The organism is Atopobium minutum 10063974 (genome assembly GCF_000364325.1).
Lineage (GTDB): Bacteria > Actinomycetota > Coriobacteriia > Coriobacteriales > Atopobiaceae > Atopobium > Atopobium minutum.
The window spans coordinates 385,428-405,505 of record NZ_KB822533.1; the positions used below are offsets into that span (position 1 = coordinate 385,428).

At 49.7% G+C, this 20,078-nt stretch carries 15 protein-coding genes and 5 tRNA genes; 19 read left to right on the forward strand and 1 reads right to left on the reverse strand.

Annotated elements, in window-relative coordinates; all coding sequences use genetic code 11:
* Positions 1-59: 59 nt before the first annotated feature.
* From disA to HMPREF1091_RS01880, 6 genes are all read left to right on the forward strand, one after another.
* Complete coding sequence (disA, locus tag HMPREF1091_RS01855) at positions 60-1,121, forward strand: DNA integrity scanning diadenylate cyclase DisA (protein WP_002563135.1); 1,062 nt, start codon at positions 60-62, stop codon at positions 1,119-1,121.
* 2 nt (positions 1,122-1,123) lie between these two features.
* Positions 1,124-1,939 carry a 2-C-methyl-D-erythritol 4-phosphate cytidylyltransferase gene (gene ispD, locus HMPREF1091_RS01860; protein ID WP_002563136.1) on the forward strand — a complete coding sequence of 272 codons (816 nt, stop codon included), beginning with the start codon at positions 1,124-1,126 and terminating at the stop codon, positions 1,937-1,939.
* A complete protein-coding gene (gene ispF / locus HMPREF1091_RS01865; protein WP_002563137.1) occupies positions 1,939-2,415 on the forward strand; it encodes a 2-C-methyl-D-erythritol 2,4-cyclodiphosphate synthase in 477 nt (158 codons plus the stop codon). The genes ispD and ispF overlap by 1 nt, the downstream gene beginning before the upstream one ends.
* A 72-nt stretch (positions 2,416-2,487) precedes the next feature.
* Entirely contained in the window at positions 2,488-3,981 is a 1,494-nt protein-coding gene (gene cysS / locus HMPREF1091_RS01870) for a cysteine--tRNA ligase (protein WP_002563138.1), read from the forward strand.
* Entirely contained in the window at positions 3,974-5,059 is a 1,086-nt protein-coding gene (rlmB, locus tag HMPREF1091_RS01875; protein WP_002563139.1) for a 23S rRNA (guanosine(2251)-2'-O)-methyltransferase RlmB, read from the forward strand. Before cysS ends, rlmB begins: the two co-directional genes overlap by 8 nt.
* Positions 5,052-5,597: an NYN domain-containing protein gene (locus HMPREF1091_RS01880; RefSeq protein WP_002563140.1), complete on the forward strand. Its 546-nt coding sequence runs from the start codon at positions 5,052-5,054 to the stop codon at positions 5,595-5,597. Before rlmB ends, HMPREF1091_RS01880 begins: the two co-directional genes overlap by 8 nt.
* 28 nt (positions 5,598-5,625) lie before the next feature.
* Here the strand turns inward: HMPREF1091_RS01880 and HMPREF1091_RS01885 are convergent, their stop codons facing one another.
* Positions 5,626-6,951 (reverse strand): ATP-binding protein, encoded by a 1,326-nt coding sequence (locus HMPREF1091_RS01885; protein WP_002563141.1) that lies wholly within the window; start codon positions 6,949-6,951, stop codon positions 5,626-5,628.
* A gap of 459 nt (positions 6,952-7,410) precedes the next feature.
* On the opposite strand from HMPREF1091_RS01885, the gene HMPREF1091_RS01890 reads away from it, so the two are divergent.
* The 13 genes from HMPREF1091_RS01890 (at position 7,411) to HMPREF1091_RS01945 (ending at position 20,020) form a co-directional block, all read left to right on the forward strand.
* Positions 7,411-14,286, forward strand: a complete 6,876-nt coding sequence (locus HMPREF1091_RS01890) for a Cna B-type domain-containing protein (protein ID WP_002563142.1) — start codon at positions 7,411-7,413, stop codon at positions 14,284-14,286.
* 228 nt (positions 14,287-14,514) lie between these two features.
* A tRNA-Thr gene (locus HMPREF1091_RS01895) sits at positions 14,515-14,589 on the forward strand.
* A gap of 213 nt (positions 14,590-14,802) precedes the next feature.
* Positions 14,803-14,886: transfer RNA gene (locus HMPREF1091_RS01900), tRNA-Tyr, on the forward strand.
* A 1-nt stretch (position 14,887) separates the two neighbouring features.
* Positions 14,888-14,963 (forward strand) — tRNA-Thr (locus tag HMPREF1091_RS01905).
* Between the two features lie 18 nt (positions 14,964-14,981).
* Positions 14,982-15,058, forward strand: a tRNA-Met gene (locus tag HMPREF1091_RS01910).
* Between the two features lie 94 nt (positions 15,059-15,152).
* On the forward strand, positions 15,153-16,343 hold the full coding sequence (tuf, locus tag HMPREF1091_RS01915; protein WP_002563143.1) for an elongation factor Tu: 1,191 nt from the start codon (positions 15,153-15,155) through the stop codon (positions 16,341-16,343).
* 220 nt (positions 16,344-16,563) lie between these two features.
* A complete protein-coding gene (rpmG, locus tag HMPREF1091_RS08210) occupies positions 16,564-16,704 on the forward strand; it encodes a 50S ribosomal protein L33 (protein WP_443111233.1) in 141 nt (46 codons plus the stop codon).
* A gap of 11 nt (positions 16,705-16,715) precedes the next feature.
* Positions 16,716-16,791 (forward strand) — tRNA-Trp (locus HMPREF1091_RS01920).
* Between the two features lie 76 nt (positions 16,792-16,867).
* Positions 16,868-17,236, forward strand: coding sequence for a preprotein translocase subunit SecE (gene secE / locus HMPREF1091_RS01925; protein ID WP_002563145.1), 369 nt, complete (start codon positions 16,868-16,870; stop codon positions 17,234-17,236).
* Positions 17,236-17,775 carry a transcription termination/antitermination protein NusG gene (gene nusG, locus HMPREF1091_RS01930; RefSeq protein ID WP_002563146.1) on the forward strand — a complete coding sequence of 180 codons (540 nt, stop codon included), beginning with the start codon at positions 17,236-17,238 and terminating at the stop codon, positions 17,773-17,775. Before secE ends, nusG begins: the two co-directional genes overlap by 1 nt.
* A 97-nt stretch (positions 17,776-17,872) precedes the next feature.
* Positions 17,873-18,301, forward strand: a complete 429-nt coding sequence (gene rplK, locus HMPREF1091_RS01935) for a 50S ribosomal protein L11 (protein WP_002563147.1) — start codon at positions 17,873-17,875, stop codon at positions 18,299-18,301.
* Positions 18,302-18,390: 89 nt separating this feature from the next.
* Positions 18,391-19,095 carry a 50S ribosomal protein L1 gene (gene rplA, locus HMPREF1091_RS01940; protein WP_002563148.1) on the forward strand — a complete coding sequence of 235 codons (705 nt, stop codon included), beginning with the start codon at positions 18,391-18,393 and terminating at the stop codon, positions 19,093-19,095.
* Between the two features lie 250 nt (positions 19,096-19,345).
* Positions 19,346-20,020 (forward strand): hypothetical protein, encoded by a 675-nt coding sequence (locus HMPREF1091_RS01945; RefSeq protein WP_002563149.1) that lies wholly within the window; start codon positions 19,346-19,348, stop codon positions 20,018-20,020.
* The last annotated feature ends 58 nt before the right edge of the window (positions 20,021-20,078 follow it).

The following is a 20,078-nucleotide window of genomic DNA, read 5'->3' on the forward strand; positions in this document are numbered from 1 at the left end:
GTATCTGTCTATTGACAGCAGTGAGTGAAGCGTACTAACAACAAGGTAAAGGAGCACACATGGAGAAGCCTTTGGATGCCGCGGTTGAAGGTTCCCTTGATGAGGCCATCCGCCTTACTGCTCCCGGAACCGCCTTGCGCCACGCATTGGATATGATCATTGCGGCTAATCTGGGTGCTCTTATCTGCGTAGGAGATTCGGACCGCGTGCTAGCTGCGGGCAATGATGGCTTTCCGCTCAACATTTCTTTTACGGCAAACCGCCTGTTTGAGCTGTCAAAGATGGATGGTGCGATCGTTATCGATCACGACCTGACGCAAATTCTGCGTGCCAATTTTCATCTCAATCCAGATCCGTCTTTGCCTACAACAGAAACGGGCATGCGGCATCGTACAGCTGCTCGTATGAGTTTGCTTACCGACGCCATGGTTGTCTCGGTATCCGAACGCCGCCAAGTAGTGAACATCTACGTAAAGGGACGTTCATATCAGCTGCTTGGTGTTGCTGAGCTTATGACGCGTGTAAGCCAGCTTTTGGCAACGCTGCAAACAACGCGCCAAACCCTGGACCGTAGTTTGTTGCGTTTGACCTCGTTAGAGCTGGATAATTACGTAACGCTGGGCGATATTGTGAGCATCTACAACCAGTTTGAGCTGCTGAGCGTTACCGACCAAAGTTTGCAAGACATCATTGCACAGCTTGGCGCCGAGGGGCGTACGGTAGAGATGCAGCGCTTGCAGCTGGTAGGCAATATGGACAATGAGTATAACCTTATGATCCGTGACTACTCCAGCTGTTCTACCGTGGAGGAAGCGCACAATATTCGCAAGCAGTTCCAGGCATTGGCTGCCAAAAATGACCTGGACGCTAAAAATGTTGCTGCGGTGTTGGGATACACGGACCGCACAGAAGACAGCGTCATGATCCCCTTGGGTCTGCGTACCCTTTCGCGCATTTCCGTGGTGCGGGAAGGCATGGCCGATAAAATCGTGGATGAGTACGGCTCACTGCAAGAGTTGCTGGATGACATTCAACAAAATCCTGAGCATCTGGATGAGATTGGTGTTCGTAACTCGGTCATTTTGGCAGACAGCCTGCTTAAGATGCACGGAAAGCGCTAAGCGTGAGGTGCGCCGTAGAACAACAGGCTGTACAGCCGCTGGGTGGTTCTGTGCCACAGGTACAAGCACAGCCTCAGCCTTTGGATGGCTTTCAAACCAACCCAGATACCTGTGCCATTATTGTTGCTGGTGGTCGCGGTCTTCGCTTTGGGGGCCCGCGCTCAAAGCAGTTTGTGGATCTATGTGGGTTACCCCTTATTAGCTGGTCGATCCTTGCGTTTGATGAAGCACCCTCTATTTCTTGCATTGTGATCGTCTGCGCGCCACAACGCATGGATGAGGTACGTGCTCAGACGGTTGATATTCTCACGCTGCATAAGCCTGTCTATTTTGCTTCCGCGGGTGCAACGCGCCAAGAATCCTGCTATTCAGGTTTGTTACGCTCTCCGCAATCAGCGCAGTATGTGGCCATTCATGATGCGGCACGTCCTTTGGTAACGCCCGAAGGCATAGAGGACACCATTGCTCGCGTGCGCGCTGGTGCAGATGGAGCACTGCTTGCGCATCCTGCAACGGACACGCTTAAAATTGTCGAGCAGGGCACCGTGGTGCAAACCCCTGATCGCTCCTGCTATTGGTATGCACAAACTCCGCAGACTTTTGGTCGTGAAGCAATTCTTGATGCCCATAGGCAGGCGCGCGTGCACGCCCTTGTGGCTACAGATGATGCCTCGCTCATGGAACACTTTGGTGCGGTGGTAGAGGTGGTGGCCACCCCGGCTGCTAATATAAAGGTGACGGTCCCCGAAGATCTTATTCTTGCGGAGGCCGTGTTGCTGGATCGTTTTGCCAAGGCGGCAACCGGGGGTGAGCTGTAGTGCTTCGCATTGGACACGGCTATGATGTGCATCAGCTCGTGCAGGACCGCAAGCTTATTTTGGGCGGCGTAACCATTCCGCACTCCCACGGGCTTCTCGGCCACTCAGATGCAGATGTGCTCACCCATGCATTGGCAGATGCCATTTTGGGTGCGCTGCGCGAGGGCGATCTGGGCAAGCTGTTCCCCGATACCGATCCCGCCTACAAGGATGCAAATTCGTTGGAGCTTTTGCGCAACGTGGTTCTGCTCATGCGTACACGCGGGTTTGAGCTGGTAGATTGTGACTGCACCATTGCTGCCCAAGCTCCAAAATTGGCGCCGCATCGGGAGAAAATGCGCTGTAATTTGGCGCGTGCTATGGATGTTCCGGTAGAGTGTGTGGGTATCAAGGCCACTACTACCGAGAAACTCGGTTTTGTTGGGCAGGAACAGGGCATTGCGGCGTGGGCTGTTGCCCTTTTGCAAAAACAGTAAGTACCGCACGGAGTAAGCACTGCACGGAGTAAGCACTGTAAGTAAGCACGTAAACATAAGCAAGGAGACGTCATGCTTATATATAACAGCCAGCAGCATAAAAAAGAGGAGTTTGTGCCCCTTGAGCCTGGTAAGGTTCGCATGTATGTGTGCGGACCAACGGTATATGACCAGATTCACATTGGCAATGCTCGTACTTTTTTGTCGTTTGACGTCATCCGCCGCTACCTACAGTACAAGGGCTTTGACGTGGTCATGGCCCAAAATCTAACAGACGTGGACGACAAGATCATCAATCGTGCCAATGAAGAAGGTCGCAGCGCTGCTCAGGTGGCCGAGGAGTACTCCTGTGCGTTTATCGACATCATGCATGCCTTTGGAGTGGAAGACCCTACCATTCGGCCCCGTGCTACGCAAGAGATACAAGCCATGCAGGATATGATCCTGACGCTTATTAAGAAGGGCCACGCGTATGTGGCCGCTAACGGGGACGTTTATTTTTCTGTACGTTCCGAAAAGAACTACGGCATACTTTCTGGCCGTAATTTGGACCAGCTACGTGCGGGGGAGCGTGTGGAGGTAAACGAGGACAAGCACGATCCCTTTGACTTTGCCCTGTGGAAAGCCGCCAAACCTGGCGAGCCCAGCTGGCCAAGCCCCTGGGGAGAAGGTCGTCCTGGCTGGCACACAGAGTGCTGTGCCATGATTCATCGCTATCTGGGTACACCCATTGACATCCATGGGGGTGGACAGGATTTGGTATTCCCTCACCATGAAAATGAGACCGCGCAAGCTATGTGTGCTTGGGATGCGCCGCTGGCAAATACCTGGATGCACACGGGTATGCTGCGCGTGGATGGTGAGAAGATGTCCAAATCTCTGGGCAATTTTTACACGCTTAAAGAGGTACTGGACAAGTATCCTGCAGATGCTGTGCGTCTGCTCATGCTCCAAACGCATTATCGGGCTCCGTTGGACTTCTCATTTAGCCGCCTTGAGGGAACGTTGGGCACGCTAGAGCGCCTTAAGGGTTGCGTTCGCAATCTTATCTGGGCAGCTCAAGCCTCTGCGCATCCCGAGCATGAGCTTGCGGATGCGGACAACGCCTTAAATGCCGCTGTGGCGCAAGCTCGGACAGACTTTATCGCCCAGATGGACGATGACTTCAACACCGCAGGCGGTTTGGCTGCTATCTTTACGCTCACCACCGCCGCAAACACCTATCTGGATCACAATGCGGGCACAGTGGTGGCTGCTGTGGCCACAAATGCTGCAAATACCCTGGTAGAGCTGCTTGGCGTATTGGGCATCAAGCTCTCTACTTCCGCTCACGACGAGCTGCCGTCAGAGCTGCTTGGCCTTGCCGCTCAGCTTGCTAACTATGCGGGCACGTCTGTAGAGGAAGCCGCCAAGGCTCTGCTTGATGCCCGTCAGCAGGCACGTGCCGAGAAGAACTGGGCGCTTGCAGACTCCATCCGCGACGCCATTGCCGCGCTTGGACTCACCATAGAAGACACCGCCGCAGGTCCGCGCCTTACCGTAAAGGGGAGTACTGCTCGTGGCTAAGCCCAATTCGTCCAAGCGCCCCAGCGCTTTGCGCGCTGGCGGGAGCGCTCGCTCCAGCTCACGCTCCGGCAATGCTGCGCGGGGTAAGGGTCGTTCCGGGAAGTTTTCGCAAGAGCATACCCAGCGCCACGATCGTGCCCAGCGCAATGAGCAAGGCAAACGGCAAGAGCGCGCCCAGCGCTCAGGGGCTTCTCGCCATACGAAGCGCCCTGATGGCAAGGGATATGCCCAGCGTGCCACTCATGCGGCGGCTCGCGACACATCCTTGCTGTATGACCTTATCGAGGGCAGGCGTGCCTGTGTAGAAGCACTGGACACCGGTTTGCCCATTGCAAAAGCGTTGGTTTTGTCGGGAGCTACCGGGAGCAATGCGGCACAGGATGCGTCTCTTAAAGAGCTGGTAGATCGTCTGTCTTGTGCTGGTATTCCCCTAGAAGAGGTACCCCGCGCTATTTTGGATAGCCTGTCGTCTCACGGCGCTCATCAGGGGATTATTTTGCGCACACGTCCGTTCCAGTATGAGGAGCTTAGCACTATTCTTGAGCGTGCAAGCAGCAAAAATGAGCTCATTGTAGTGCTTGATCACGTAACGGACGAAGGCAATTTTGGTGCCATTGTGCGCAGCGCAGAGGTGGTTGGTGCAGCGGGTGTGATCATTGCAAAAGCACGTGCTGCTCGTGTGGGGACTGCTGCCTATAAAACGTCTGCAGGTGCCGTGCTGCATCTGCCTATCGCCCAAGTTTCTAACCTGGCTTCCGCCCTTGATGAGCTCAAGGCTGCTGGATTTTGGGTGGTAGGCTCTACGGAGCACGCAAGCCAAGGCGTGTGGGAATCTCCTATGAGTGGTCGTCTGGCCCTTGTTATGGGATCCGAAGGCAAAGGCATTTCTCAACTGGTGCTCAAGCACTGTGACTTTTGCTGCAAGTTGCCCCAGCGTGGCTCGGTAGAATCTCTCAACGTGGCCCAGGCTGCAACGGTTATGTGTTACGAATGGCTGCGTCAAAGCACTTTAGCTCAAACTGAGGCGGCGGCAGCCCAGGCCCAGACATCCCAGGCCCAGGGTGTAGCGCATGAGTAAAAAGCCCCTCGAACTTTTGGTGGTAGACGGCTATAACGTTATCTTTAAGACGCCGCGCTATACGGGCCTTATGGATACGCCTCCCGCAAAGGCTCTTTCGGCAGATCCCTTTGATCGGGCGCGTGAGCTGCTTATTTCTGATGTTGCTGCATATGCTCAGCGCCGTTTTGAACCCGTTATTGTGTTTGACGGTTCTGGTAACGTGAGCCCGGATCGCCCCAATCTTACCCGTGCAGGTGTACAGCTTATCTTCTCCAAAACGGGAGAGAGCGCGGACAGCGTTATTGAGCGCTTGGTGGTGCAGTGCCGCCTTGAGGAGCGCGACGTAACGGTGGTAACTTCAGACAACACCATCAGGGCTACGGTTGGTGGTATTCCTGTTACGCGTGTCTCCAGCACTGCTCTTATCAGCGATGTGCAGATAGATGAGGCAGAATCGCAGCAAACCATGGCCGACCAAGGACGCAAACATCTTACTGTTGCGGATCGTCTTGATGCAGCAACTATCGAGAAGCTTAACAAGCTGTTAGGTAAATAGAGCTACGCAAGCAGTTCTTCGAAACTTTCTATAAAGACTCAATAGCATATAAAGGAAGGTTTTTCATCCAGCCCTGGTCTTTGTAATGAGCAAGAGAAAAGCGTATGCAGTGAGAAAGAGCGTAGCTCTTTGCAAAGTATGCAAGGCTTTTACTTGTAACATTAGCTGCAGACTTTACTTCAAGAGGAATAACTTCTCCGTCACACTCACAGATAAAGTCAACTTCAGCTTTGTTCTGTTTTCCGTCTGCCGACCAATATGTGGGTTGCTTTTTTGAGGCTATGAGTTGTTGACAGATAAATTGTTCACTGTATACGCCCTTTGCGTGAGTAAAAAGGGCATCTCCATCAAAAAGCGTTTTTTCGTTAAGGTGTAATGCTGCGCCTAAAAGACCAATATCAAGAAGATAGAGCTTAAAATTGCTGGGGTCCTCGTAGGCAGATAAAGGAATTCCTGGCCTGGTAATTTTGTTAACCTTTGTTACAAGACCGGCATCCGCAAGCCAACTAATAGCATCTTTATAATCACGCCCACGGCCACCAGGACGCACTTGAGAGTATATAAACTTTTTACTGCCATTTTCTCGAGCAATTTGTAGAGGAACTGAACGCCAAGTCTCTCTTATGTGCTCTGCTTCAAGCGGTGAAGACACATGTTTTGAAAAGTCATGCTCATAGTCAATAAGAAGTGCATCTTGGATTTGGCGCGCTTCGCTCAACAATCCCGTAGAGATATAGGCTTGCACTGCGGCTGGCATGCCTCCCACATATAAATAACTACGGAGTGCATCTTCAAAAGACTCGCTCATGACGTGCATGAGTTCATAATCTTTTTGAGTGATCAAATCTGCCAATCTATCCTTGCCCAAAGCTCTCAGGAATTCCGAGAATGTCATAGGGAAGAGATCAAGATAGTTAACTTTTCCCACAGGCCACGAAATGCGGGTATCACTACCTGCATTGTTTTCTCTGTTAAGAGCTACTCCTAATAAGGACCCCGCTGCAATAACAGGTATGTGAGGCGTTTGTTCACAAAGCATTTTGAGCGACGTGATGGCACGCGGACATTCCTGTATTTCATCGAGAAAAAGAAGGGTTTTCCCATCAAATAGATTGGTGTTGGTATAGGCACCTAAGGCGGTAAGAATGCGCTTTGGTTCTAATGATCCCGAGAAAAGCTGTTGGATTGCCTCGTTATCAAGAAAGTTGATAGAGGCAAAATGCTTAAAATCTTGTTTAGCAAATTCTTCTACGAGCCATGTTTTTCCAACCTGGCGCGCGCCTCTAATGATTAGCGGCTTACGATGCATTGAATCATGCCAGGCTTTAAGCTTTTTAAGTGCATATCTTTGCACAGAGTAGCTCCATTCATGAGTGATTATCTTTTGTATATAGTATACCTAAACTTTCGGAATCAACCAAAATTGGTGGTTTCCGACATAGGAATCAACCAAAATTGGTTATTTCCGACATCGGAATCAACCAATACGGCTGAGTTTAGAACACTGTGTGCAGTGTTTGGATGAAGGTATTACGTAACCAATGCATAAAATAAAACTACATAACAAAATAAATGGGCCATTAAGTAGACTTGAAATGATCACTTAAAGTAATATAAAAAGCAAAAGATATACCTTCTGAATACAGATGGACTGCTCGAACTGCTTTGTTCGGGTTTGTAAGAATAGGGGAAACATGAAGCTGACCAAAAGGCTGCTAACGACAGTGCTTGCATTTTTGCTGGTGTTCTCGAGCATTCCTGTTCAAGCACTCGCCGAAGGACTGGGGGGGGTTCCGCTGATTCAGTAACAGCAGTGGAGCCAGATAACTCCACTACTGAAGAAGAGTCTCATCAGACTGATAACGTTTCTGCGGATAAACCGCAGGATATCAGTGCCCCAGAAGCTCCAGCAGCAAAAGAGCGTAGCTCAGCTCTAGCTGCAAATAATGACGATACCTCACGTGTAGATCTTCGTATTGGCTCTCTTAATGACAAGGCAGTTGTCGAGGGCGATACCACTCATTTAACCTTTGAGCAGATTGAAAATGTTGTTGACCTTGATATTTCAGGTGCAACGTATAAATTGGACAATCCTTCGCTGCTTGTTAAGGTTCCAAAGACCAAAAAAATCCAAAATCTTACCTTCACTAAGTCAGAAGTCGCTAAAGAAACAAAGAAGTGGGAAGACGATGATTTTTACTATTACCAGTTCTTCTTCACTAATCTCACCGGTGGCATGCGTTTGACTTATACGCTGAAGTTTCAGTTTGATGGTCATACGGCCGTAAACGGAGATACTATCAAAGTAGAGGCACAGCTTCTTGACTCAGCTGGTAAAGAGGTGACAAAGGCAACCAAGACCTTCACAGCAAAGACAGTGCCTTTTGCCGTATATTCAAGTGAGGGAATTTCAGGCCTCTCTAGTAAAAAGACAGACGCTGTTGATGGTGTAGCTATTCCAGAAGGCAATCCGGCTGGACTTGTGCCTAACGGACATCGCATGGAGTCAACAATGGTAGTTGACGATCCTACAAGCCCAACAGCACCACCTCTGGGTAAGTACAGCAGCAGGGCTGGGCGCCGTACAAATGTCTTTTTCTCGTTTTATCCCAATACACCTGCTGGTACGCCAGGGCTTGCTGGTATTGCGTATCCGAAGAATGCAAAGGTTGTTGTTACCCTGCCTGCTGGCGTTGTTGTTCCCCGTCTAAATGAAGGCGTGACTATCGAGAAGCGCTCTGACGGTAGCTCTGTTGTTACTTACCGTGTTGATAACCCACAATTTGACAGTGTCAATTTATCGCATGTCTTGCCGCATACAAACAACCGAGCTGCTGTACTGGCAAAAATCTCAGGCGATAGCCAAATCCTTGTTGATTTTAGCGATGTAGCACTAAATACTGATCTGCCCATTACTGCTGACTTTTATGTCAACACCAATGCTGATGGCTCTGGAGGAGAATACATTGGCAGTCGGAACGAGACGTTCTTTTTCAAGCCAGTTGCTTTCAAACAGAGCCCTGGAATTCTGAGCATGTCTCGTAATAGCGATTTTACCCTTTTCATGGATCTTCCAGGAAACATTGATACCAATGCACAAATATATTCCTATGGCAACAAGCGGATATTTGTTGGCTCGATAGATCGTACTGACGCAGGCATGGGGATCGAAACCTCTGTGTGCAACTCAAATAATGGAGGTAGTTCGTCAGATCCATATTCAGGAGGCGCCGCAAGCTTCATTAAAGAAATCGAGTTTATTCCCAGCGAAGATAATGCGAGCGGACTATTTTATAAGTCGTTTAAGTTTCTTGAAGTTAGGAATTGTGGAGATTTCTGGCCAAATGACCTGTGGTCCCCTCATCTGCAGAAGTTTATAGATGCAGTCAACAATAATGACAATACGAGTCTGTATGGCGTGACAGCCGACGGCGATGAAGAGTTGATTCAAAAAGGCGTAAAATACGGACAAGAAGTACAGATTAACGACACTGAGCGCAAATATGCCAAGCTTGTCCTGCACTTCGCTGATCCAGTAGAGTTCAATAACGACTATGCGGTATTTCGCGAGTATCTCGGTTTGACGGACGCTGAAACTCAGCGTCTCGATGCACTCAGTCAGGGCAGCACGCTCAAATATGAGTCGTGGGCGGTCGCATGGACCAAAGACCACAAGTCCGTCACGACTCGAGATGGCTACCAATATCGATCGGATTTATACGTAGGACCTGTTACTCCAGTGGTCGATGAGTACCTCAACAAAGATACATCTGTACCTAATTCAAACGAGAGCAAGGAGTTTACCCTCAAGGTCGGCCCCTTCCTTCCAGTTGCAAATGGATATGCGGGAGCAGGCGATCCATACCGTGTCTACAGCGCTTACGGCACGCTTAAAGAAATCAAGAAGATGCGCACCGTCACCCTCTTACCGGCAGGCATTAACTACAAGGGCTGGGAAAAAGCAGACGTCGGCAAAACGTTCGGTAAAAATCCAGAGACAAATAAGCCATGGGAGACTTGGGAGGGTCTCAAAGAGCCACAGGTTCGTTTTGTGTCAAATTACCAAAATACGGGCCAAGATGCCGTGGTTATTGATTACGGTGATGTTCCTGTAGGTCAACGTATGCCGATAAATCTCAAGCTTGAGGCATCTAAATATGCTGCGCCCGGTAAGAGTAATATCCCTACATACATGAGCTGGGATGATAACGACTATATTCGTCCTTATAAGTATGATCCCAATGCTGAGAACAAGGGTCCGAATACCTATGTAGATGCTCTTGATATCGACGGTGACGGCAATACGTCAGAACTCTTCATGGTGCGTTGGTCAACAGTGGACTATACGCCGCCGCGTGAGCTGCAGATGACGGACTTTACCGCTTTTGGTGATGCCACTGATCAGTCTCAGAAATTGAGCTATAGCATGGCCACGGTTGGCGATATTGGATATCCAGCCGCTCTACAACTAAAGATTTATAATAACTCGCTTAATGATGTGCAGTCCTTGAGCTTGATCGACGTGTTGCCCTATAAGGGAGATCACACGATTGTTGCAAATTCCGAGGGCACATATTCGGGGCGTGAATCGACCTTCTCAATGCCTTTGACATCAAGCATTGAGGATGCAAACACGTCTAAGGTCAATAAGAAGTTTGAGTTCTTCTATCAGCTGACACCACAAGGTGCCGATTTGGCTTCTGTGCGCGATGGTGAGTGGTTAACGGCGAGCGACATCACCGATAGAGGCCTGGACTGGGGTCTCGTAAAGTCGTTTAAGGTCGTGCTTCGTGAGCGGCAGTCAATTAAATCGCAGTCTGACGAGAGCATCATAATCCCGGTTAAGGTGCCCTTTGATAAGACGCTGACCGATGAGGATGTGGCGCACAACAGCGCGGCTTTCTCGGTAAATGGCGGTACCGACTATACCGAGGCAAACGTCACGGCGACAAGGGTAGCGCCATACAAGGTTGAGGGTCGGTATTTCTTTGATAAAGATAAGGACGGTATTTACGACAAGTCCAAGGGTGATGTTCCCTTAGCGGGTCGCACCCTAACCCTGGTGAAGGCAGGCCTTGCGGGTACGTCGTCTACTGGTGTGCCGGGTAAGGTAACAAATCCGGATGGGTCGGAGATTGAGCTGGTAACAGATGCCGATGGTTGGTATTCTGCAACGGTATATGGTCGTGGTGACTACCGCATCCATGCAACCAAAAATAACTACGAGGACTTTGTTACGACAACGTCTGATGAGGAAGAAGGCAATAACCTTGACCTCTCAACAGCAACAAGCAATGCTGCGACAACAACTGCTTTGGCGCTGAGTCCCATTGCTCGTACCGCTCGTCGAAATATTGCTGTTACCGCAACCATAGGTTCAATTACGGTTGAGAAAACTGCTGCGGATGAGGTAGACAACACAAATAAGGGCAAAGCGCTTGCTGGTGCTGAGTTTGCCTTGCAAGATGTAAATGGCAATCCCGCAACCGATATCTCGGGCAAGGTTGTTGCCAACCAAACCACCGATGCTAAGGGTAAGCTGAGCTTCTCAAATCTGCTGCTTGGTAGCTATAAGGTGGTCGAGGTAACTGCTCCTGCGGGGTATACCGTAGCCGATGCTCAGAACGTAACCCTTACCACGGATGCTCCTAATGGGACCTTGGCGTTTAAAGATAGCCTTGCGCGTACGAGCATCCCTGTCACTAAGATTTGGTCTGACACCAACAATCAAGATGGCACTAGACCAGAAAGCGTTAGCTTTACGCTTATCAGAAACGGTAAGGCAACCGATACCAAGCTTACGCTTACAAAGGCTAAAAACGCAGATGCCCAAGATCCCAATACCTGGAAGGGCGCGTTTACAAACCTTCCCGCCACCACTACAGCTGATGAGACCGTAGACGGAAAGACTATTCCTGCGGGAACTGCCATTAGCTATGGGGTAGAAGAAGATGCGATTAGCGCTTCTGCAGGGTATACGGCTACAACGTCTGGAAGCGTTACTGAGGGCTTTACGGTTACCAATACAAGAACTCCCGACACAGTCTCTGTAGACGTTACAAAGACCTGGGTAGGTATTCTTCCTGAGACTGCATCCCCCGTTACCGTACGACTTCTTGCCAATGGCAAAGATACGGGTAAGACGCAGGAGCTTACCAGTGATAATGCGTGGTCCGCGAGCTTCTCGGATCTTGCTAAGAATGAAGCAGGAAAAGCTATTACCTATACGGTTGTAGAAGATGGTGCAAGCAATGGGAAGATTACCCTTGCAGGCATTGACTACACGGTAGCGGTAAAAGAGGAAAACAGCTCAGGTAACCGCAGCTCTTGGTCTGTGACCAACACAATGACAAACCCAGAAGTGACCGTTCCCGTTAAGAAGGCCTGGAGCGACACCAACAACCAAGACGGTAAACAAACAGCTTCCGTAGAGGTATCTCTTGTCGCTCAGGTAGGAGAGACCAAACTTACTGACCTCAAGGACCTTGAAGGTCATGCAATCTCTAACCTTACCCTTGATAAGGATAACGACTGGCAAGCGAGCTTCTCTAAGCTTCCTACCTATACCAATAAGGGTGAGAAGATTAGCTACTCCATCAAGGAGGAGAACGTTCCTGCAGGCTATAAAGATACCGTTGAGATAAATGATGAAGGTGTCTATATCCTGACCAACTCCCATGAGTTGGAAACTATCAATGTTCCTGTTAAGAAAGTGTGGGTAGACAACAACAATGCTAAGGGGCTGAGGCCTCAGGCCATCAAGCTTACCTTGTATGCTGACGGTGTTGCTACCGATAAAACCCTTACCCTTGATGAGGCCAATAACTGGTCTGCCAGCTTTGATAAGCTGCTTAAGTACAAACAAGGCTCACAAGGCCAAGAAATTGTCTACACGGTTGTAGAGGACAAGGTTGATAACTACAGCGCAAGCTATACGGGAGACAATACCGCCCTTACTGTAACCAACACCCTGGTAGGCAAGGTATCTGTAGGCGTTACAAAGACCTGGGTTGGTATCAATAAAGAAGCAGCCCCATCAGTTGAAGTTCAGCTCTACGCTGACGGGAAAGCACAAGGTGCTCCTATAGCACTTACCAATGAGGGTGAGTGGAAACATAGCTTTGAGGGCCTTGATCAGTACACGGCTGCAGGCAAAGAGATTGCCTATACCCTACAAGAAGTAGGAGTAGATGCTAACAACAAGCTTGAGGCAGCTGGACACAGCTACTCGGTTGATATCCAAAACCCCTCAACGCACTCTTGGGTCATTACCAACACTCTAGACAATCCTCCTCAGGACATAGTTGTTAACAAGGTTTGGCAAGATCACAACAACCAAGACAATAAACGCCCCGATACTATTGTGATACGGCTTTTGGCAGACGGTGTTGAGCAGGCACACGAAACCCTGAGCACCGACAAGCAACACAACAACCAAAGCCATACCTTTAAGGACTTGCCTACCTATAACAACAAGGGTGAAAAGATTGTCTATACCGTCCAAGAGGATGCTGTAGATGGCTACACCACCAAGCTTGACCAAAACACCCTTACCATCACAAACACCCACGAGCTTGAAACGATTGCTGTTCCTGTCACAAAGACGTGGAAAGATAACAACAATGCCCTTGGGCTAAGACCTAACAAGGTTGTGGTTGAGCTCTTGGCTGATGGGACACCTACCAACAACACCCTTGAGCTTACGGCTGACAACAACTGGTCTGCAAGCTTTGAAGGTCTTGTTGCGTATCGCGCAAACAAGACGGGTGAGAGAGTTGTCTACACCGTGCGTGAGCAGCCTATGGAAAAGGTGGGTACGAGCGAGTACTACACCCAAACAGAGAACAAAAACGTCGGTACCACTGAGGCTCCCGCCTATAACATCACCAATACCTTAGAAGGCAAGATAGATATAAATGTCGCTAAGGTCTGGGAAGGCATTAACAAAGAAGCCGCCCCAGCAGTTGAGGTTCAGCTGTATGCCAATGGACAAAAGCACGGTGCGCCCCTCACGCTTAATCGTGATAATGACTGGAAGCTTGTTTACAAGGGACTTGATCAGTTCAAAGACGGACAAAAAATTGTCTATACGCTAGAAGAAGTAGGGACAAAGTCTCAAGATCTAGCCGATGGCACCCACACCCTTGTCTATCAAGCAAAAGACGGCCACAGCTACAATACGTCCATTGATCACACGGATGATGGATATACCTGGACTGTTACCAACACTCTTATAAACCCAAAGATGACCATCAAGGGCAAGAAGGTCTGGCAAGACCAGGACAACAAGGACGCCTCTAGGCCTCAAGACATTATCGTTACCCTGCTTGAAAACGGTAAGCCAACCGATAAGACCCAAAAGGTTACATCCTCCTCAGACGGCTCATTTAGCTTTGAAGACCTTCCTTCCTACGATATGGACGGAAAAGCTATTGTCTATACCGTAGACGAGCTTGAGGTGCCGCAGGGCTATGAGAAAAAGGTAGAAGGCAGCGCAGAGTCTGGCTTTACTATTACCAACTCTCATACTCCTAAGCCTACGCAGACCCCCAAGCCTGTACAAGCAATGCCAAAAACCGGAGACACTAGCCTAGGTGTGGCACTGCCATCGGTGGCAGCCATAGGACTTTTGGCGCTTGGCGCGGCGCTGCGGATGGGGCGTCGCTTGACAAAGAAACAAGATGAGTAAAAGTCTGCTCATCTAAGTAAGCTATCCTTAAGGCAAATACATGCCTTAAGGAACAACAAGAGCCTTGCTACGTGGTAGTGAGGCTCTTTTTGGGTGAGATGGTAAGTAGTCTGGTAAGTAACCCCACAGAGCTGCTTTTAGAACCAAACGTGGAAATATCCAAGTTCTTCTCGCCAGATGTTTAAAGATACGCTATTATTACTCACGCACAGCTTGTGCAACCAGTTTGCTGGTGTAGCTCAATGGTAGAGCCCTGGTTTTGTAAACCAGTTGTTGTAGGTTCGATCCCTATCACCAGCTCCAGGCGATGTACGGAGCCTTTGGCACGGGTGCTAAGGGCTCCGTTTTTATCTCGGTACTGCGCTTGGAAACATGCACGATTTATCTGCAATTGTGCAGGAAACGTGACAAGGTAACGCCCGGCTGGGTGGTATGTATTGACAACCTACCTATTCGGTCGTAATATTTCCTCCGCTTGCAAGGTTTTTTGTTCTGCAAAGCAGCTTGAAAATATATGGGGATATGGCACAGCGGCAACTGCGGCGGACTGTAAATCCGCTCCCTCTGGGTTCCTTGGTTCGAGTCCAAGTATCCCCACCATGCCCGTGTAGCTCAGTAGGTAGAGCACTTCGTTGGTAACGAAGAGGTCACCGGTTCAAATCCGGTCGCGGGCTCCATATTTCAAGCACCGCCATGCCGGCGTAGCTCAGCTGGTTAGAGCACACGGCTCATACCCGTGATGTCACTGGTTCGAATCCAGTCGCCGGTACCATGAATTCTTGCGGCCCTCTTGGGCCGTTTGGAATATATAAGCAAGTTATTCGTTGGATAGCCTACAAAGCTAGTTCCAAGAGGAGGATGGCACAATGGCCAAGGAGAAGTTTGATCGTTCCAAGCCACACGTAAACATTGGTACCATTGGTCACGTAGACCACGGTAAGACCACTCTTACCGCAGCAATCACCAAGGTTCTCTCCGAGACCGAGGGTTGCCATGCAGACTACACTGCTTTCGAGAACATCGACAAGGCTCCCGAAGAGCGTCAGCGTGGTATTACCATTTCTGTAGCTCACGTTGAGTATGAGACCTGGGAGCGCCACTACGCTCACGTAGACTGCCCTGGTCACGCTGACTACGTAAAGAACATGATTTCCGGTGCTGCACAGATGGACGGCGCTATCCTGGTAATCGCTGCTACCGATGGTCCTATGGCTCAGACCCGCGAGCACATCCTGCTTGCTCGTCAGGTAGGCGTACCTTACATCATCGTATTCCTTAACAAGTGCGACATGGTAGACGACGAGGAGCTCATCGACCTCGTAGAGATGGAGACCCGTGATCTTCTCTCCGAGTATGACTTCCCCGGCGACGACCTGCCTATCGTTCGTGGCTCCGCTCTTGGCGCTCTTAACGGTGAGCAGAAGTGGGTTGACTCTGTTGTAGAGCTTATGCACCAGGTAGACTCTTACATTCCTACCCCTGCTCGCGACAACGAGAAGCCCTTCTTGATGGCTATCGAGGACGTTATGACCATTTCTGGTCGTGGTACCGTTGCTACTGGTCGTGTAGAGCGCGGTCAGCTCAAGCTCAACGAGCCCGTCGAGATTGTCGGCATCAAGGACACCCAGAGCTCCGTATGCACCGGCATTGAGATGTTCCGTAAGACCATGGACTTCTGCGAGGCTGGCGATAACGTAGGTCTGTTGCTCCGTGGTATCAAGCGCGAGGACATCGAGCGCGGTCAGGTACTCTGCAAGCCCGGCTCTGTAACTCCTCACAAGAAGTTCACCGGTGAGATTTACGTACTGACCAAGGAAGAGGGCGGCCGTCACACCCCATTCTTCAATGGTTACCGTCCTCAGTTCTACTTCCGCACCACCGACGTAACCGGCTCCATCGAGCTCCCCGAGGGTGTAGAGATGGCTATGCCTGGTGACCACGTCACCATCAACGCTGAGCTTCTTTACCCCATCGCTATGGAGGAGGGCCTGCGCTTCGCTATCCGCGAGGGTGGCCACACCGTAGGTGATGGTCGTGTAGCTACCATCGTTGGATAAACGATTAAGCTGACGTTATCAGACCCGGCGTCTTCGCAAGAGGGCGTCGGGTTTCTTTTCTCTATTGGCCTTACCGTTTGTTTTGATTGTTTTGTCAAGGATAGTTGCAAGAAGCTCCTGGTGCTTGACAAGATAGGAAGCAAGATGGTAACGTATCCCACCGCGTATAACTGAGAAATACTCTCAGTTATTTGGGTAACTGGGAGGTTTCATGCGTACTATGGTCACCCTCGCATGCACCGAGTGCAAGCGTAGGAATTACACCACAGATAAAAACAAGAGCAACAACCCCGAGCGTATGGAGTTGAAGAAGTATTGCCCTTGGTGCCACAAGCACACAATTCATAAGGAAACCCGCTAGGTTTTTCTAATACGCCAGTAGTTCAATTGGTAGAGCATCGGTCTCCAAAACCGACTGTTGAGGGTTCGAGTCCTTCCTGGCGTGCCAGTCAATACACCGGCCCGTCCCTTACCGGGCGGGCCGGATTTATGAGATGGGGTCATATACCCGAAGGGATGAGTTCATGGCGAACAAGGAGCGCAATAAGAGGAGTGCCCGTAAGGCTCGTGCACAAGAGCGTGCTGAGCGTGAGGCTATCCAGGCTGATGCCGCTTCCAATTCCCAGACCAAGGCGACAGCTAAGCCTGAGGTAAGAAAGGCGGAGGCAAAGCCTAAGGCACACAAGCGTCCTGGCTTTATCAGGCGTTCGCTTGGTTGGTTTGGTGATGTCCGCACGGAGATGCGCAGGGTTACATGGCCTACTAAGCCAGAGCTTAAGAACTATACCGTTGGTGTGCTTGCCATGCTTGTTGTGTTTGGCATTGTCATTTGGGCGGTTGACTTAGGCATCGTTGCGCTTCTTTCTGCATATGCAGGGTTGGGGGCAAAGTAATGGCTAAGCGTTGGTATGTCATTCATACATATTCTGGCTACGAGAATAAAGTTAAGGCAGATCTCGAACATCGTATTGAGACCTTTGGTTTGGAAAACGTTGTTGTAGACATCCAGATTCCTACCGAGGAAGTAACCGAGCTCAAAGAGGGTGGCAAGCGCGAGACCAAGGAAAGCAAAGTATTCCCTGGCTATGTGCTTGTTCGTATGGAGATCGATGACAATTCTTGGGCTGTTGTCCGCAACACTCCGGGAGTTACAGGCTTTGTAGGCATTGATGGAAAGCCTACGCCCCTTTCTCGTGACGAGTTTAACAAGATTATGCGTCGCTCCAGCAAGAGCGCAGATGCTCCTCGTCCTACTTCTACAGATCTTGAGGTCGGACAGTCCATCCGCGTTGTTTCTGGTGCACTTGCAGACTTTGATGGCACCATTTCTGAGATTATGCTCGCTTCGGGCAAAGTTAAGGTTATGCTTGCTATCTTTGGTCGTGAGACGCCCGTTGAGCTTGATATAGACAAGGTCGCGGCAATTAACTAGCTATTCCACCTCTTGCTTCTTTCGGTGAGGAATGCTTCTGAGGCAAGAGCGTATATAGACTTTATTACAGGTAACTATAGGTACACAGGAGAACATCATGGCTGAGAAGAACGTAGTTAAGTTCATTAAGCTTCAGATTCCTGCTGGTCAAGCAAATCCTGCTCCTCCAGTAGGTCCTGCTCTGGGTGCTGCACAGGTAAACATCATGCAGTTCTGCCAGGCATTTAACGCAGAGACTAAGGATAAGGCTGGCGATATCATCCCCGTTGAGATTTCCGTATACGAGGATCGTAGTTTTAGCTTTGTCTGCAAGACCCCTCCCGCAGCCAAGCTCATCATTAAGGAGCTGGGCATCAAGGGTGGTTCTGGTGTTCCTCAGCGCGATAAGGTCGGTCAGCTTTCTCAGGATCAGCTTCGCAAGATTGCTGAGATCAAGATGCCTGATCTCAATGCTAATGATATCGATGCAGCAATGAAGATTGTTGCTGGCACCGCTCGTTCCATGGGCGTTACTATCGCAGAGTAATCTGCACACTCGTTTTTGCTTGCCTCACAAGGAGTGCAAGCTTTAGGTGGGAGGGCACGCCGCCCGCATGTACCACACAAGGAGGATTTATGGCAAAGCACGGTAAGAATTATCGCAACGCTTCTCAGAAGGTCTCTTCAGACCTCTACAGCCCCAAGGCTGCTCTTGAGCTCGTAAAGGAGCTTGCAAGTGCTAAATTCGATGAGACCATCGACGTTTCTATCCGTTTGGGCGTAGACACCCGTAAGGCAGATCAGAACGTTCGTGGCTCCATCTCCCTTCCTAACGGCACCGGCAAGACCGTTCGTGTTGCAGTATTTGCAGAGGGCGAGAAGGCCCGTGAGGCAGAGGCTGCTGGTGCAGACATCGTAGGCGCAGATGATCTGGTTGCTTCCATCCAGGCTGGCAACTTTGATTTTGACGCTGCCGTTGCAACTCCTAACATGATGGCTAAGGTTGGCCGCATTGGTAAGCTGCTTGGACCTCGTGGTCTGATGCCTAACCCCAAGCTTGGCACCGTAACCATGGATGTTGCAAAGATGGTTGGCGAGCTTAAGGCTGGTCGTGTAGAGTATCGTGCGGATCGTTACGGCATCTGCCACGTACCTCTGGGCAAGGCTTCCTTTGAGCTTGCTGCATTGGTAGAGAACTACCAGGCTCTTATCACCGAGATTTTGCGTGTTAAGCCTGCAACCGCTAAGGGTCGTTACGTTAAGTCTGTTGTGGTTTCTTCCACCATGGGACCTGGCGTTAAGGTAGACGGCACCAAGGTTCGCGCCCTTATGGAGGACTAGTACCGCCTAGGTATACCTGTTTTACTTTTTATCTCACCAAACCATCTTCCACTTTCTTTAGGCAAGAGAGGGAAGGTGGTTCTTTTTATGGCTCGTCTCACCAGTAAAGAGGAATGCAACCTATAAGCCTAAAGCTAATAGCCCTATTTTTGTAAGCCTCCTGATAGCCAGATGGTATAGACTTAAATAAAATAATAAAGAAATATTTTTGAGTTGTACTTCTGAAAAGCGGTTTGGGTAGGGGGTTTGTATGAAGAAGATTAGAAACCAGACTATTCGAATGGTTTGTTTTGTCATTATCGGAATCGTGACTTCTCTCATGGTGGTAGCGCATTCTTTTCTTGACACGTCCATCTTTAGAGGGGATGCAGCGCAGGCACTCTTTATAAGTGGTATAGTTTTGCCATTTATTCTAATGTACTACACCATTCGTCTTTGCGATGACACCTCTCAGGTAGTGTTACCAATAGCAAGTGTAAGCCTCATCCTCTTTACCATTGGAGTTTTTCTTTTTACTGAAAGTCTCTGCGAGCTCCTTAAGCTTCCCGTTTATCATGCTGAGTACGCTGAGTATACTTTAAATTCCAAAAATGTTGTTCGATCGCCGCACTTGCTTTATGTTGGCTGTACCATTTTGTTTTGTATAGTGGAATGCATTATTACGACTATTGTTGTGCGCTTAGGTAAACGCGGGAACTGGGGCGCTTCTGCTGCCAATGGCGTAGGGGTTACAGGTCCTTCTCAGTCCATGCAGTCGATGCATCAGCCGGCACAGCAAATGCAAATGCCAATGTCACCAATGCCGCAGGCACTAGTAGCGCCAACTGCACAGCAACCTCAACACGGCGATGGATCTTTTCAAAGAGCTGCTCAATCAGGCGATAAAAACTCAGATTACGATCTCGATTCTTTCTTAGGAAATTAGCGTAGCTGAGATAAGTATGCAGCCCTGCAATATGTATAGCTGCGGGATACCTGTTTAT

Excerpts from the sequence above, each read along its gene's own strand:
- HMPREF1091_RS01880 (WP_002563140.1), top strand. The coding sequence starts at position 5,052 with ATGAGTAAAAAGCCCCTCGAACTTTTGGTGGTAGACGGCTATAACGTT.
- rpmG (WP_443111233.1), top strand. The coding sequence starts at position 16,564 with ATGGTCACCCTCGCATGCACCGAGTGCAAGCGTAGGAATTACACCACA.
- tuf (WP_002563143.1), top strand. The coding sequence starts at position 15,153 with ATGGCCAAGGAGAAGTTTGATCGTTCCAAGCCACACGTAAACATTGGT.
- disA (WP_002563135.1), top strand. The coding sequence starts at position 60 with ATGGAGAAGCCTTTGGATGCCGCGGTTGAAGGTTCCCTTGATGAGGCC.
- rplK (WP_002563147.1), top strand. The coding sequence starts at position 17,873 with ATGGCTGAGAAGAACGTAGTTAAGTTCATTAAGCTTCAGATTCCTGCT.
- rplA (WP_002563148.1), top strand. The coding sequence starts at position 18,391 with ATGGCAAAGCACGGTAAGAATTATCGCAACGCTTCTCAGAAGGTCTCT.
- HMPREF1091_RS01945 (WP_002563149.1), top strand. The coding sequence starts at position 19,346 with ATGAAGAAGATTAGAAACCAGACTATTCGAATGGTTTGTTTTGTCATT.
- cysS (WP_002563138.1), top strand. The coding sequence starts at position 2,488 with ATGCTTATATATAACAGCCAGCAGCATAAAAAAGAGGAGTTTGTGCCC.
- secE (WP_002563145.1), top strand. The coding sequence starts at position 16,868 with ATGGCGAACAAGGAGCGCAATAAGAGGAGTGCCCGTAAGGCTCGTGCA.
- nusG (WP_002563146.1), top strand. The coding sequence starts at position 17,236 with ATGGCTAAGCGTTGGTATGTCATTCATACATATTCTGGCTACGAGAAT.